At 64.2% G+C, this 12,090-nt stretch carries 18 protein-coding genes; 1 reads left to right on the top strand and 17 read right to left on the bottom strand.

Annotated elements, in window-relative coordinates; all coding sequences use genetic code 11:
• The 5 genes from Mhypo_RS06830 to Mhypo_RS06815 form a co-directional block, all read right to left on the bottom strand.
• On the bottom strand, nucleotides 1–1,210 hold a 1,210-nt coding region (locus Mhypo_RS06830; protein WP_084496098.1), incomplete at its 3' end, for a phage tail tape measure protein.
• Nucleotides 1,211–1,369 (bottom strand): hypothetical protein, encoded by a 159-nt coding sequence (locus Mhypo_RS18075; RefSeq protein ID WP_170148234.1) that lies wholly within the window; start codon nucleotides 1,367–1,369, stop codon nucleotides 1,211–1,213. It lies immediately after the preceding gene.
• Nucleotides 1,369–1,911 (bottom strand): hypothetical protein, encoded by a 543-nt coding sequence (locus tag Mhypo_RS06825; protein WP_119340547.1) that lies wholly within the window; start codon nucleotides 1,909–1,911, stop codon nucleotides 1,369–1,371. Before Mhypo_RS06825 ends, Mhypo_RS18075 begins: the two co-directional genes overlap by 1 nt.
• A 99-nt stretch (nucleotides 1,912–2,010) precedes the next feature.
• Nucleotides 2,011–2,559 (bottom strand): hypothetical protein, encoded by a 549-nt coding sequence (locus Mhypo_RS06820; protein ID WP_119340546.1) that lies wholly within the window; start codon nucleotides 2,557–2,559, stop codon nucleotides 2,011–2,013.
• On the bottom strand, nucleotides 2,560–2,823 hold the full coding sequence (locus Mhypo_RS06815) for a hypothetical protein (RefSeq protein ID WP_119340545.1): 264 nt from the start codon (nucleotides 2,821–2,823) through the stop codon (nucleotides 2,560–2,562). It abuts the gene before it with no gap.
• A gap of 395 nt (nucleotides 2,824–3,218) precedes the next feature.
• On the opposite strand from Mhypo_RS06815, the gene Mhypo_RS06810 reads away from it, so the two are divergent.
• Nucleotides 3,219–3,788: a hypothetical protein gene (locus tag Mhypo_RS06810; protein ID WP_119340544.1), complete on the top strand. Its 570-nt coding sequence runs from the start codon at nucleotides 3,219–3,221 to the stop codon at nucleotides 3,786–3,788.
• Between the two features lie 58 nt (nucleotides 3,789–3,846).
• Here Mhypo_RS06810 and Mhypo_RS06805 read toward each other — a convergent pair whose 3' ends face one another.
• The 12 genes from Mhypo_RS06805 to Mhypo_RS06750 all read right to left on the bottom strand — a co-directional run bounded on the left by Mhypo_RS06805 (nucleotide 3,847) and on the right by Mhypo_RS06750 (nucleotide 12,043).
• A complete protein-coding gene (locus tag Mhypo_RS06805; protein WP_147075207.1) occupies nucleotides 3,847–4,131 on the bottom strand; it encodes a hypothetical protein in 285 nt (94 codons plus the stop codon).
• A complete protein-coding gene (locus Mhypo_RS06800; RefSeq protein ID WP_119340542.1) occupies nucleotides 4,089–5,279 on the bottom strand; it encodes a phage head morphogenesis protein in 1,191 nt (396 codons plus the stop codon). The genes Mhypo_RS06805 and Mhypo_RS06800 overlap by 43 nt, the downstream gene beginning before the upstream one ends.
• A gap of 1 nt (nucleotide 5,280) precedes the next feature.
• Complete coding sequence (locus tag Mhypo_RS06795; protein ID WP_119340541.1) at nucleotides 5,281–6,000, bottom strand: hypothetical protein; 720 nt, start codon at nucleotides 5,998–6,000, stop codon at nucleotides 5,281–5,283.
• A gap of 6 nt (nucleotides 6,001–6,006) precedes the next feature.
• Nucleotides 6,007–6,915 (bottom strand): hypothetical protein, encoded by a 909-nt coding sequence (locus Mhypo_RS06790; protein WP_119340540.1) that lies wholly within the window; start codon nucleotides 6,913–6,915, stop codon nucleotides 6,007–6,009.
• A 4-nt stretch (nucleotides 6,916–6,919) separates the two neighbouring features.
• Nucleotides 6,920–7,270 carry a hypothetical protein gene (locus Mhypo_RS06785; RefSeq protein ID WP_119340539.1) on the bottom strand — a complete coding sequence of 117 codons (351 nt, stop codon included), beginning with the start codon at nucleotides 7,268–7,270 and terminating at the stop codon, nucleotides 6,920–6,922.
• Nucleotides 7,263–7,637, bottom strand: a complete 375-nt coding sequence (locus Mhypo_RS06780) for a hypothetical protein (RefSeq protein WP_119340538.1) — start codon at nucleotides 7,635–7,637, stop codon at nucleotides 7,263–7,265. Before Mhypo_RS06780 ends, Mhypo_RS06785 begins: the two co-directional genes overlap by 8 nt.
• Complete coding sequence (locus tag Mhypo_RS06775; RefSeq protein WP_170148233.1) at nucleotides 7,634–9,196, bottom strand: phage portal protein family protein; 1,563 nt, start codon at nucleotides 9,194–9,196, stop codon at nucleotides 7,634–7,636. Before Mhypo_RS06775 ends, Mhypo_RS06780 begins: the two co-directional genes overlap by 4 nt.
• A gap of 216 nt (nucleotides 9,197–9,412) precedes the next feature.
• On the bottom strand, nucleotides 9,413–10,675 hold the full coding sequence (locus Mhypo_RS06770) for a terminase large subunit domain-containing protein (RefSeq protein WP_027877625.1): 1,263 nt from the start codon (nucleotides 10,673–10,675) through the stop codon (nucleotides 9,413–9,415).
• A gap of 1 nt (nucleotide 10,676) precedes the next feature.
• Nucleotides 10,677–11,228 (bottom strand): phage protein Gp27 family protein, encoded by a 552-nt coding sequence (locus tag Mhypo_RS06765; RefSeq protein ID WP_119340536.1) that lies wholly within the window; start codon nucleotides 11,226–11,228, stop codon nucleotides 10,677–10,679.
• A 9-nt stretch (nucleotides 11,229–11,237) separates the two neighbouring features.
• The gene (locus Mhypo_RS06760; protein ID WP_043981983.1) at nucleotides 11,238–11,435 is read right to left on the bottom strand and encodes a hypothetical protein; all 198 of its coding nucleotides are present in this window, start codon (nucleotides 11,433–11,435) and stop codon (nucleotides 11,238–11,240) included.
• The gene (locus tag Mhypo_RS06755) at nucleotides 11,432–11,785 is read right to left on the bottom strand and encodes a hypothetical protein (protein WP_027877628.1); all 354 of its coding nucleotides are present in this window, start codon (nucleotides 11,783–11,785) and stop codon (nucleotides 11,432–11,434) included. Before Mhypo_RS06755 ends, Mhypo_RS06760 begins: the two co-directional genes overlap by 4 nt.
• A gap of 9 nt (nucleotides 11,786–11,794) precedes the next feature.
• Entirely contained in the window at nucleotides 11,795–12,043 is a 249-nt protein-coding gene (locus tag Mhypo_RS06750; RefSeq protein WP_027877629.1) for a hypothetical protein, read from the bottom strand.
• Nucleotides 12,044–12,090 lie beyond the last annotated feature (47 nt).

The following is a 12,090-nucleotide window of genomic DNA, read 5'->3' as shown; positions in this document are numbered from 1 at the left end:
CACCCAGCCCCGCCGTGAGGCCCCCCAGCGCGCTGCTTAGCCCCGGCATGGCGTTGATGGCGCTCATCACCTGATCCAGGAAGCCCCGCACGGCCCCCACCACCCGCTGCACGGGGGGCAGGAAAACCTGACCCAGGGTGATGGCGATGGCCTGGAGGTCGTTGCGCAAAAGCTGGAGCTGGTTGGCGGTGGTGGCCGAGCGGCTGGCGAACTCCTGCCCTACGCTGCCCGCGTAGGCCTGGCTGTCCCCCACCAGCTTATAACCCTGCTCCACCAGCGGCAGCGCCTTGGCCAGCCGGGCGATATCGTCGGCGTATTCCTGGCCGAAGATCAGGCTCAAGACCTTGAGCGGGTCTTTGGAGTTGTTGACGGTGCGCAGGAAGTCCAGGATGGCCCCCTGGGCGTTCTTGCGGATGGCCGCCTCCATGCCCTCGGCGCTGTAGCCGATGGCCTCGAGGCCCGTCTTGAGCTGCTTGCTCCCGGTGGTGGCGTTGGCCAGCTTGTTGATGAGGGCCTGCAAGCCGGTGGCCACCACCTCGGGCTGGGTGCCGGTGGCCAGCATCGCCGCCCCCAGCGCGGCCATCTGCTGGGCGGTGAGGCCCACCAGCTGCCCGGTGCCGCCGATGCGCCGCAGCACCTCCAGAATCTGCGGGGCGGTGGCGGCCATGTTGTTGGAGAGGTGGTTGACCGCGTCGGAGAGCTGCACCACCTGCGGCTGGGTCATGCCGAAAATGTTTCTCAGCTTGGCCAGGGTGTCCCCGGCCTCCTGGGCGGAGATATCGAAGGCCACCGCCACCTTGGCGGCATCCTCGGTAAAGCCGGCCAGCTCCTCCAGGGCAATTCCCGCCTGGCCGGCAGCAGCCGCGATCTGGGTCAGCTCGGCGGCGGAGCGGGGAATCTGGCGCGACAGGGCGATGAGCTGCTTCTGCAGCACCTCGGGGCCCAGCGCAGGGGTGAACTCCACCACCTTTTTCACATCGGCGAAGGCCGACTCGAACTCGATAGCGGCCCGGGTCGCCAGGCCGATCGGGGCGGCGACGGCCAGCGCAGCGGCGGCCAGCGAGGCCCCCATCTGGATGCGGTCGATGGCCGAGCTGGTCTGGACGGCGGCCCGCTCGAGGCCCCCCAGCGTGCGCACGATGTTGTTGGCCGGGCCGGAGATGCGATCGGCCAGGTCCACCAACACCTGCAGGCGCATGAGCTGGTTCAACTAACCCTCCGGTTTATCGGATTTCGAGCTTTCTTCCAGGGTGCGGAGGCGCTCGAGGGCGGCCTCGAGGCTGGCCTGCAGATAGGCCGCGTTGAGTTCGGCCTGGGCCAGCTTCTGGGCCAGGAGCTGTAAAGCGCGCTCCATACTGGGCTCGGGCATCAGGGCCTCCAGTTCTGCGGGATGCGGGCCACGGTGGTCACGGTGTCCCACTGGCCCAGGGGCGTGAGCCGCAATGCGGATTTCCGCGCAAACCACCTGCCTCTATCGGCACGGGTATTCTCCGCCACGCACGGTTGGCCCTCGATCTCCCCCACGTAGATGCCGATGTGCCCCTCGCGGTCGGGGGCGGTGCGGGCGCTGGTGGGAGGCTCGTCAAAGTAGCGGCTGCTGAAAAGCAAATCGCCCGGCTGTAGCAGGCGCAGCAAGGTGGTGCGCTGGGTGGGGTTGGCCGGGTCGTAGTCGGCGGTGGTAACTGTCCAGCCCATGCGCTTCACCCCCAGCTCCACATCGTGCGCCCAGCGGGATTTATCCGGATCGGCTTTGGTGTCGTCCAGAATGCGGCTGTAAAGCCGCCAGCGGTTGGTGTCCAGCGCACGCGCCACCGCCTCGAAGGCGAAGGCCACGCACCAGCCAGCGGCGGTGGGGAAGCCCGGCAACTCGCGTCGCACGGCCTGGACAGCAGTTTCGGCAATCTTGCTCATGGCGGCCTCCAAAAGAAAAAGCCAGTCCCGAAGGACTGGCTAGGTTGATTACAGCTTACCAAACTACGCCGGGCTTGGCTAGAGAATTTTTTAGCTTATCTACTCCGTACCCCCTTTTTGCTCCACGTACCGCAGCAAACTCGCCATCGCCTCCACCTGTTTAACTATGGCTTCCCACAGTTCTAGCGGCACTTTCATTTGATTCATCTCCTCGGGATCCCTTTTGTTATTGGGCAAAGGTTCCTGAGCAAATACAGGCTCCTCAACCTCAAGACGAAGTTCCGACGCTTTCTCAAGAATCCACTTTTGAAGGGCTATTATGCGTTCTTTCTTGGCTGAATCCTTAACCCGTGGCGTAGAAAGCTTCATCAGCAAGCCGAGAATGCCGGGTGTCAGGAGATAGGCCTGAAGCCTTCTTAAGTTACCATCATGAGTTTCAAGGATGACTTTATACTCCCGCAGCAGCGGGTTCCGCTCAATCAAGCTATGAATGGGGTTGTTTTCATAGCCTACAAGCTCTGCCAGCCGAGCTACAGAAACACCAATATCTACCTGACTCCCCACTTTAACCCAGGCGATCTGTAACAGACCAATAGGCGTAGCAACATCCTTTATACGCAGTACGCTCGCACTCGTCGCCGTCGCCACCTAAACCTCCCCATCTTCATCATCATCTGTCACAGCCAGCAGCGCTGCCAGGGGCACGCCGCCGTCCACCAGGCCCGCGTGGTACACCTCCCGCAGGCACTCCACAAACAGCGCCCAGTCCTCTGCGCGGGCCGCGTCCCACACCGCCAGCGCCAGGGGGTCGAGCCGGTTGAGCAAGAAGGCCCCCCTGGGGGTGTCCTCGAGGGGAGCCTTGCTCCAAAACGCCTGCCTTGCCATGCCTATATGCTTGTTGGTATCATGCATGCTGTACCTCCGTAACATTGGAGTTCACCAGGAAGCTGACTTTGATCGGGGCTTCCTGGTTGCCTGAAGTATAACTTAGCAGTTACATATCTTCAAGGGCTGTGTCTTTGGAGTCCATACTATGTTAATATTCGTCTGTGCCGCCCTGCACGCCATCCCTTCGTCCGCTTGTAGATTTACTGAAGCGTGAGGGTGTGTCTTTGTATCGCGTATTTCAGGTTTCTGAAATCTCCTACCCTGTTCTACACCGCGCCGCACGGGGTAAAACCATGCCTGATCTCCACACCCTCGCCCGCATCAAGTGCGCCCTGGAGGAAATCCTGGGGCGGTCAGTTTCGCTGGACGAGCTGGTAGAGGTACGGCGAGAGCGGCAGGATTAAGTTATCATTGGCTTCATGAAACAAAAGCTGTTGGTAGCAATGATTGCTGTGGTAGTCGGCCTTTCTTTGGCTCAAAAAGTAGACATCAATAAGGCTATGTCGACCCTTAAACAGGACAAACAGGTAACCCTGCTAAAGGAAGTTAAGCTGCCACCTCCACCTCCCCAGCGCTCTGCCGAAAAGAAGTATGAGGTTCGCATTCGCAACGAGGCCGACGAAGTATTCAACTACGTTATCTTCCTGGCCGCTCCCAAAGGAAAGCGTTACTTCAACCTCTACTCTGTTCGCTTTGAAGATGCCTACTCCTTTGACAATGCGCTTTACGGCCTCGGCTACTTAACAGGGTTCTTGATGCAGGCTTGTCTGGGCCTGACGGAAGAGAGCACTAAAAAGCTAGTGAACTGGTTTTCTGAAAAGGTTGAGCAAATCCAAGAAAGGGGAATCGGCGATTTCTCTCGGGATTTTGGGCCTGTTGAAATGAGCCTGATGGGTGGGGTGCGCTTCGACAAAAGCGGGCACCTGATTGTGGTGCTTCAGCGCAAGGGCGAGCCCGGAAAAAACTGGCCCCGGTGGTGCGAGCGATAGCAACGCTCAACTCTTTGTGACGACTCCTCGTTCTGAAGAACGGGGAGTCGTCACAGCTTCAGATTCCAAGGTCGGCCAGGAACAGCTCCCAGGCCTCCGGGATAGGAATCCCCTGTGCCCCGAGGCGGGCCCTCTCGGTGAAGATCTCCTGGGCCAGGGCCAGGGTTGCCTCCCGATCCTGGAGGGCCGCGTCTTCAAGGTAGCGCCGGAAGGGAGTCCACTCCTCCACGGCGGCCAGAAGCTCGTCCGGGTCTGCGTCTCCCGCCAGCAGGCTCTTCAGCCAAGCCCAGTAGCCCTGAGCTAGTCGGAGGGGGTGGTAAGCCACGCTGGTCGTCTCAGCCACGTTGTCTCCTGCCAGGGAACACTTAGTTTCTCCAAAGCGCTCACCCCATAGCCTGTGGCCAGGGTGCTGCTGTGGAAGGAGTATACCACGAACCAGAAGCGGCCAACTCGAGGCCCCCGAACGGAATCGGGCAGGGCGGAGGTGGGCACCATGACCGCCAGCACGGGCCCCTGAGCCCGAGTAAAAGCCAGCACCGCCACCTCCGGGTGGGCCGCTACCTCGCGGCACACGCGCTCGTACTCCTCGGGGGTCGTGGTGGGGAGCACTTGCTGCTCCAGTATGCGCGTAGCCAGGTGGGCCTCCAGGGATGAGGCCCTGCTTTTCCCCAAAAGGGCGGCCTGCTCCGGGCCCAGCGGGCGCTCTCTGCGGTTGAAAGGGGCAGCGTAGACCTGCCCGGCAGCGACGAGCCAGTCCCGGGGGTTCGGCCTGGCCTGCCCGCGGCTCTCTGCCAGCTGCCGCAGGCGATCCCTGGCCTCGGGGTGGGTAGCCAGGGTTCTGAGGTAGGCCCGCCACAGCTCGGGGTGGTAGTCCCTGGGCTCCGGGCTCCAGGCCTCTCGGCCTGGCGGGCGGCCAAAGCCCTCCAGGGGGGGTTGATCCGGCGGGCGTTGGGTGATGCGGCCCTCGGCCTGGGCCGCGCTGTACGTTACCAGGGCGGTGCGGCAGCGAAAATGCAGGGGCGGGATATGCGTGTTCCAGAAGGGGTGGTCGGCAGGCAGCACCACCCCGGCCAGGTTGAGGCAGATGCGCGAGGTACGGCCATCCAGCACCACCGAGAGCCCCCAGTAGGGCCGCTCTTGCCGCAGCTCGTCGGCGGCCTTCCAACGGCCTGCCCCGTAGGCCGATTGTAGGTTGGTGTCGAAGATGGTGCGCAGCCGGTGCGCGCTGGCACCCCCCCAGGCCCGTTGGATGCGCTCGGAAAGGCGGTCTTTAAACTGCTCAAAGGTCTCCCCCTTGGCGAGCGCGGCATCCAGCGCGTCCAGCGCCTCCTGCACCATATCGAGCTGGGCCAGCCCCGCCACAAAGAAGGCCCGGCGGCGGGCCTCCTCAGAAAGGGCGCGGTAGGCCGGGTCGGGCAGGGGCAGCCGGGCGCGAAACCAGGCGATGGCCTGCTCGGGGTCGGTGGGGGTGGCCTCGACGTTCCAGGGCATGTCAGGGGTTGGATGGCAAAACAGTTAGCCGCCAACTCTCCACGGTGGCAGTTTGAGTCACGGTAGTGGACGAGCTACGGATGCCCATCGCCACCGTTTGCGTGCCGGTCAGGTTGCTGGCGGAGGCCTGCCAGGCGTAGCGCCCGGCCTGGGCGCCGGTCAGGCCGGTGTTGCTAGCTCCTGGGGCGCTGCGCTCATTTTGCAGCGCAATCCGGGTTAGGGTGGTGGAGCTAATGGAGAATCGGCACACCGTATAGTGCACCGCGCGGTTGGTGGAGCTGGCGGCGTGAGTGGTGGAGTCGGCTGCGTCCACCGTGATGCCGCCAATCGAGCAGCGGTAGGTGTAGGTCGCTGTGGCCCCCGAGTTGTTGATGATCGTGTACCACACCTCGAGTAAAACCGTTGTCCCCGCCGAGATATCAACACTCCGACTAACCAGGTTTACGTTGGAGGTCGAGTTAATTGCGATGTCGCTGTTGGGGGCGTTGCTGTAGATAGTCGGCCCGCCCCCACCCCCCGGAGGCGCGGCCCAGCTGCCATCGCCACGCAAAAAGGTCGTGCTGTTGGGGGTGCCGCTGGCCCCGATCTTGGCAATGGTCACGGCCCCGTTGGCGATTTTTGGAGTCGTGATAGCGCCATCCCGAATTTGGTTAGAGGTGATGCCCTGCGCCAGGGCATAGATGGCCCCGGCCAGTAGGAGTAGTCCCAGGAGTGCCCGCATATACCCCTACTTCAAATAGTCCACCAGGATGCTATCGCCCGCCTGGGGAGCGCTCACGAAGGTGATGGTATTGCCGCTGATGGTGTAATCGAGCCCCGCCCCCCGGCGCTGGCGCACACCGTTGAGATAGACGCGCTCGCTCCCGGCCACGGGAGTATTCGCCAAAGTAAACACTGTGTTGGAACCATTGATGGTGCCTGCTGGCGATTCTCCCGTAACGAAATCGGCCTTCCGCAGCAGGATCGCCGGGTCTACGCCAACGCCAGACCCGCTCACGGTGAGGCCAGAGCCGCTCACCACCTGCACCGAGAAGGTGGAGCCGGTCAGGATTAAGCCGTCCCCGGCGCTATAGCTGCCGCCGGAAGTTTCTTGTGCGAAAACCAGGGCGGTAGTGCCCACCGTGATGGGGCCGTCGGTGATGAGGTTCCAACGGCTGTTGCCGAGGGTAGAACCCTCCGAAACGAACACCTGCAGACCGGGTTTGACCTCATCGTTGCCGTCAGCGTCCTCGGCTCGGGTCAGGGCCGCACCTGGGCCGTTGAATACGTACAGGCCGTTCTGGGTCTGGTTGGTCTGGTAGGCCAGAAATAAAATGTCCCCGTTGCTCAGCGTGACGCCGTCGAAGGTGTTGGTGCCGGGGTTGCTGATGTTGACGTTGCCGGTGGCGGCGGCGCGGGCCACCCGGCGGTAGAGCACACCGCGAATGGCCTGCTTGACCTGGCCCCAGTTGGGCGCGTCGCTGTCGGCCACCGCGTTGCCTACGTTGAGCAAGCGCTGGCCTCCCAGGCTGAAATTGCCGGTCATGCTCACGCTGCCGTCGGCTTTGAGGAGTAGCGAGCCATCCTGCACGTTGCCGAGCGGCAGGGTGCCGCGCACTTGTCTAGCGTTGGTTAAGTCGATTTTTTGGTTGCTCATATGCTTACCTCGCGTAGGTGATGATCAGGCTGTCTCCGGGTACGGTGCTGAACGCGATGTTGAGGGTCTGGCCAGTTAGGTAGAAGTTGAACTCGGCCAGACCGTTCAAAAACACGTTTACCGAGTTGGGGATTGGGGTGTGGGGCAGGGTGATGGAGCCGGAGAAGGACGAAGGGATTACGATTTCCAGGCGCTCAAAAGCGGCATTCCCGCCAGAAGACGAAGGCGCTACCAGGGCCGGTCGCACCACGTATACGGCCTCGGTGCGTGGCGGCTCGATCTGCAAATCTAGCTCCTGAAGCTGCAGTTCCAGCTTCAGCTCTTGCAGCTCCAGCTCGAGCACCACCTCAGACATTGCGCTCCCCCTTCCGATCCTGGATATCGAGCTGGCCGCGCAGGATGGTGCGGGGGCCATCCGGCCCCACCAGCCGCAGGACATAGCGGGCCCGCCGCAGGCTCCACAGCGCAGTTTTGCTGGCCGGGATGGTGATCTGGAAGGCTCCGGTGCTGGTGTTGAAGGTGATCTCGCCTGGCTCGGCCAGGTAGATGGGCGCATCGGGCCCCGGCCCCCCGTAGGCCGGCCACACCTCGAGCTGCAAACTATGCCCCGGCCAAGAGGTCGAGCCCGTGCGGGTGGTAAGCCGGCCAGAAAACCCCCACGCTTCCCCGCGAATGACAATCTGCGGCACCTCGGGGATGCGGTTGTAGTGCAGTACGCTCATCGGCTATCCTCCCGCTGGGCCAGCATCCCGGCCAGCTCTGCCATGAGCCAGCCCGCCTCCACCAGTTGCCGCAGCGCGCGGGTATCCAGGTCGGGGAACAGCTCAATCAGGCGCTCGCGCAGTTGCTGAGGGCTCTGGGCGGCCTCGATCTCCTGTAGCAGTCGAGCCAGCACAGGCGAAAGGCCCTGGGCAGCGGCCTCGGTGGCGGCTCCGATCATCTCGAAGATGAACTGCTGGCCGCTCATCATGCCGGGCCGCAGCTCCCGTTCCAGCGCCGCCAGGGGGCTGCGGGCCTCCTGAGGGGCCATCTGGGGCGTGCCCAGGCGCAGCAGAATCCGCTCATCCTGGGCAGGCTCCGGCAGGCCAAACTTCTCCGCCACCCAGCGCAGCGAGATGGGGTAGCCCATCTGCTGCAGGATGTCGAGGGTCTTGGCCTGCTGGGCCAGGTCCTCGGGCTCCTCCACGATGCCGATGATCTTGGGGGCCAGGCGGGCGCTGTCGGTGCCCGCGTTGAAGATGGCGAAGGGGGTCGCCAGGTCGCGCCGCAGGGTGCTGCTCAGGGCTGCCACGTCGGCCTCGAGCAGGTCCAGCCGGGTGCGGCGGTGTTCCCGGCCCAGGGCCTGGGTGCCGTGCTCTCCCTCCCCCGTGGTGAGGGTCTGGCCCAAGGTAGCCAGGGTCATCTCACGGTTGGCGATCTCGTAGATGCCCCGGTAGACCTCGGGGCCGCCGGTGGCCTTAGCCACCTCGATGATCTCGATCTCGGTGTCCTTGCTGATGATGCCCGCGGCATCGCTGCCCAGCGCCCGCACCGCCCGCTCCAGGGCCTCCATCTCCTCCTTGCTGGTGGCCGGGTCGTACTTGCCCAGCCGGTAGGGCTGGCCGTAGACCTCGGCGTAGACCACCCAGTCCTTGATGGCGTAGTGCTTGAACAAGTACCACCAGGCGTTGGTGCGCATCAGACCCGCGCGGGTGGGGCTGCCGCTGCGGGCCTTGTAGCGGTGCTCGATGGCCTGGCCGAACGTGGGCGCATAGCCCTGGGGGTAGCCCTCGGCCTGGATCAGAAAGCGCTTCTGCTGGGTATCCCAGATTAGCAGCCGGGGGTCAATGTGCTCGAGCTGCCCGGGAAACCACATCCCCCCGTCGCGCCGCCAGGCCATCCCCACCAGGCTCACGCCCTGCCCCAGGGCATCCTGCAGATCGAGCATCCAGCTCACCCGATCGGAGTTGTCCCACCACTCCCGCAGGGCCTCGGCCAGCCGCCGGGCCTGGGGGCTGTTGTCCGCCGGCTCGATGCGCCACTCGATGCCGATGGCCGAGAGCTTGCGGTCCTGCATGATCTGGGAGAGCACCCCATCGCGCTCCTCCATCTCGCTAAATAGTTCGGCCTGCTGCTCCAGGTACCCCTCGTCGGCCTCGTAGATGATGCGGGCCAGCTTCTCCGGTGTTAGCCCACGGCTGGGGTAGTTCGCATAGGGCCGGGATAGCCCCACCACCGCGCTGGGGTGCTGGGCCGGGGGTTTGCCGCTGATGGGATTACCAAACTGATCCAGGATGGGCATGGGCCTCCAAGCAGAAGCCCCTGCCGCGAGGGCAGGGGCTAGGTTACCTCCAGTATAGCCGGGCCAGGTGGGAAAGGTGCAGCCCATTTTGCGCCACGCTAAATGTCACCAGGTTTTTCCGGCCGTTTTAGGCGGGGGGAGGTGGGGGTCTAGGGGGAGAGCCGAAGGCCGGGTCAACCCCCGGCTAGATTTGGCGCTGAGCGGCCCACAGGGGTATCAGAGGGTACCTCTCCCCCCCGCAAAGCGCCCCGCTTCCACGGTGCGGTATTCGATAGGCCCCCGGCGGGACTCCCGGGCGTGGCGGGCCAGGGCCTTGGCCCAGAAGTGGTCGGCGTGGTCGCCCTCGTTGCGCTCGGCGTCGTAGCGCACGTTGCCTGCGCTGGTCACGATGCGCTTGACGCTGTGCAGCGACTGGCGGATGCGCTGGTTGCCTGCGGGGATGCGCTCCTTGCGGTCCTCGAAGCCCAGGCGCAGGCCCTGGGCCAGATCGGCCTTGGTCTCGAGGTTGAAGTGCACCGGCTCCACCTTCCAGCCAAATTTTCGCCGGGCCTCCTCGGCCAGCATCTCCCCCATCCCGGTAGCATCTATGCAGGCCCGGCGAACCCGCGGCAGCAGGGCCGAGAGGGCCTCGAGCTGGGCGTGGAAGGGGGTGTTGTGCAATTCGATCACTTTCCGGGCCCAGGCCACATCCCCCACCACCTCATCCACCCAGATCACCGTGAGGTCACGGCGCCGGGCGATGTCCATGCCCAGGTAGGCCTGGTCGGGGTCCCACTCGTCGGAGAGGGTGTCGGCCTCGGCGGCCAGGATCAGGTCGTAGGGGATGAAGGCGCTGCCCTCGTCCACGAACTCCAGCAGGTACTCCTGCTGCCAGGCGATGGGGTCGGCGATGGCCCGCTCCAGCTCCTCGGGGTCGATCTGCAGGCCCTCGCGCACGGCGTCGTAAATGGTGGTGCGGTGGCGGCTCCAGCCCTCCCCCCGCTCCCACAGCTCGAAAAACTGGTTGGCCTTGCCGTTGGGGGTGCTGGTGATGCGCACCTTGAACTCGGGGTTGCGCGTGATGATGGGGAAAACCGCAGTCCAGATGGCCTTGGAGTCGCGGTGGAAGGCGAACTCGTCCAGGTTCAGGTTGCCGCTGTAGCCCCGCGCGGTCGCGGGGTTGGCGGGGAGGAACAGGTGGCGTGAGCCGTTGGGCAGGCGGTACTCGAGCTGGGTGTACTTCTCCTCGCCCTCAAAGAAGTAGTCCTCCAGGGCCTCCGCCGCGATACGGTAGGCGTCCAGGTGGAGCTTGACCTTCTCGGCCAGCTCGAGGCTCTGCCGCTGGCCGCTGGAGAGATGAATCCAGAGGGTTTTGCGCTCCAGGCTGTCGTCTACGGTCTCGAGGGTGCTGGCAAAGCTCTTGCCGATCTGGCGGGCCGCCAGCCAGATTTTGAAGCGGCTCTTATCCTGCACCCAGCGCTTCTGGTATGGCAGCAGCATACTATTGGCCCAATCCGTAAATCTCCTGGCGGATGGTAGCCAGGGTCTCGGGGTCGAGGTTGCGGGCCGCCAGCCGCTTCTCTACCTTTTCGGCCATCATGGCGGCCTGGTCTTTGCTGAAAATCCGCTCGGCCTTTTCCAGCTGCAGGCTGGCCGTCACCGCCCGCACGCCGGTCTCGAGCATCCGCCCAACGGCTTTCGGGTCAATCTCTGAAGGGTCGAAGGTTTCCAGGTAGCGCAACAGCTTGTGGATGAGCACATTGGTAAATGCGGCCTGCAGGCTCATCTGCTTGCCGGTGGCCTGGCCGATGGCCTCCATCACCTGCTGGGCCTCGAGGGCCGCGCCCAGGGCCGGCAGCAGGTGGTTGGTGCGGTGGCGCGAGAGGCTAGCCGCGCTCAGCGCCTCGCCCCGCTCGGCGGCCCAGGCCACGATATCCTCGATGCGGTAGGGGCCGTCCGGCTTGCGCACATCCCCCAGCAGCATGGCGTCGATCTCCTCGCGCAGCGACGAGAGGCAGACCCTACAGCGGGTGGACTGCACGTAGATGGCCACAACTCCCCCCTACCTGGGCATGATCCAGCCGACAAAAGCCGCTATGGCCAGCAGGCTGTATAGCCGCCATCCCGGCTTGGCCGTGCGGCGCAGGATGAGCGCCTCCAGCTCGTCCAGGCGCTCCATGATGCGCTTCTGGCTGGCCTGGGCCGCCAGCCGCAGGGCGGTCATCTCCTCCCGGATGTCGCGCAGCTCCTCCGGGCTCATGCCCTCCTCCGCGGGAATGCTACACCGGGGTCGGAGATGTCGCCGTTGCACAGGTCCATGCCCCGGGCGGTGATCTCGGCGTACTCGAAGCCGCCCCGGCCATCGTTGCGCCAGGCCACGTTGATGTACTCCTTGCCGGGTGCGCTCAGATAGCGCAGCACCGATTCCAGCTCCTCATCGCCGGGCAGCATGTGCAGGCCCTCCAGGGTCAGCTTCAGGGAGCGCTCGGGCAGCCGCCAGGGCGCATCGGGGTATAGGGGTTTGTCGTCGAGGCCCGTCGCAAAAAGGTAAAGCGCGTATAGAACCTCGCCGCGCAGGATTTTGATGCGTTGATTGCCCAGTCTCGACATAGCTCCTCATCAGGGGTTGGGGATGGCGGGAATCTTCACGCCCAGCAGCGCAGCCAGGATGCCCACCACGATCAGGGCGGTCTTCCAGAACTCTGCCGTCCAGAAAAAGGGTGTGCGGCCCTGGGGCATGCGCTGCAACAGCTTTATAGCCAGCATTTTTTCCCGCATCTTCCGTATCTGCTCCTCCCGCCCATCCGGGGCCTGTGCCGCCAGCTCGTCCAGCATATCTTCCAGTAGTGAGCGCTCCAGGTCATTCATCCCCGTCCGTAAACGAGCCCCTGCCGCGAGGGCAGGGGCTAGGTTAC

The organism is Meiothermus hypogaeus (genome assembly GCF_003574035.1).
In the GTDB taxonomy this organism is placed as follows: Bacteria; Deinococcota; Deinococci; order Deinococcales; family Thermaceae; genus Meiothermus; species Meiothermus hypogaeus.
This window is presented reverse-complemented; position numbering and strand designations above follow the sequence as displayed.

Coding starts and splice junctions, on each gene's coding strand:
- Mhypo_RS18075 (WP_170148234.1), bottom strand. CDS start 1,369: ATGCCCGAGCCCAGTATGGAGCGCGCTTTACAGCTCCTGGCCCAGAAG.
- Mhypo_RS06825 (WP_119340547.1), bottom strand. CDS start 1,911: ATGAGCAAGATTGCCGAAACTGCTGTCCAGGCCGTGCGACGCGAGTTG.
- Mhypo_RS06815 (WP_119340545.1), bottom strand. CDS start 2,823: ATGCATGATACCAACAAGCATATAGGCATGGCAAGGCAGGCGTTTTGG.
- Mhypo_RS06810 (WP_119340544.1), top strand. CDS start 3,219: ATGAAACAAAAGCTGTTGGTAGCAATGATTGCTGTGGTAGTCGGCCTT.
- Mhypo_RS06800 (WP_119340542.1), bottom strand. CDS start 5,279: ATGCCCTGGAACGTCGAGGCCACCCCCACCGACCCCGAGCAGGCCATC.
- Mhypo_RS06795 (WP_119340541.1), bottom strand. CDS start 6,000: ATGCGGGCACTCCTGGGACTACTCCTACTGGCCGGGGCCATCTATGCC.
- Mhypo_RS06790 (WP_119340540.1), bottom strand. CDS start 6,915: ATGAGCAACCAAAAAATCGACTTAACCAACGCTAGACAAGTGCGCGGC.
- Mhypo_RS06785 (WP_119340539.1), bottom strand. CDS start 7,270: ATGTCTGAGGTGGTGCTCGAGCTGGAGCTGCAAGAGCTGAAGCTGGAA.
- Mhypo_RS06780 (WP_119340538.1), bottom strand. CDS start 7,637: ATGAGCGTACTGCACTACAACCGCATCCCCGAGGTGCCGCAGATTGTC.
- Mhypo_RS06775 (WP_170148233.1), bottom strand. CDS start 9,196: ATGCCCATCCTGGATCAGTTTGGTAATCCCATCAGCGGCAAACCCCCG.
- Mhypo_RS06770 (WP_027877625.1), bottom strand. CDS start 10,675: ATGCTGCTGCCATACCAGAAGCGCTGGGTGCAGGATAAGAGCCGCTTC.
- Mhypo_RS06760 (WP_043981983.1), bottom strand. CDS start 11,435: ATGAGCCCGGAGGAGCTGCGCGACATCCGGGAGGAGATGACCGCCCTG.
- Mhypo_RS06755 (WP_027877628.1), bottom strand. CDS start 11,785: ATGTCGAGACTGGGCAATCAACGCATCAAAATCCTGCGCGGCGAGGTT.
- Mhypo_RS06750 (WP_027877629.1), bottom strand. CDS start 12,043: ATGAATGACCTGGAGCGCTCACTACTGGAAGATATGCTGGACGAGCTG.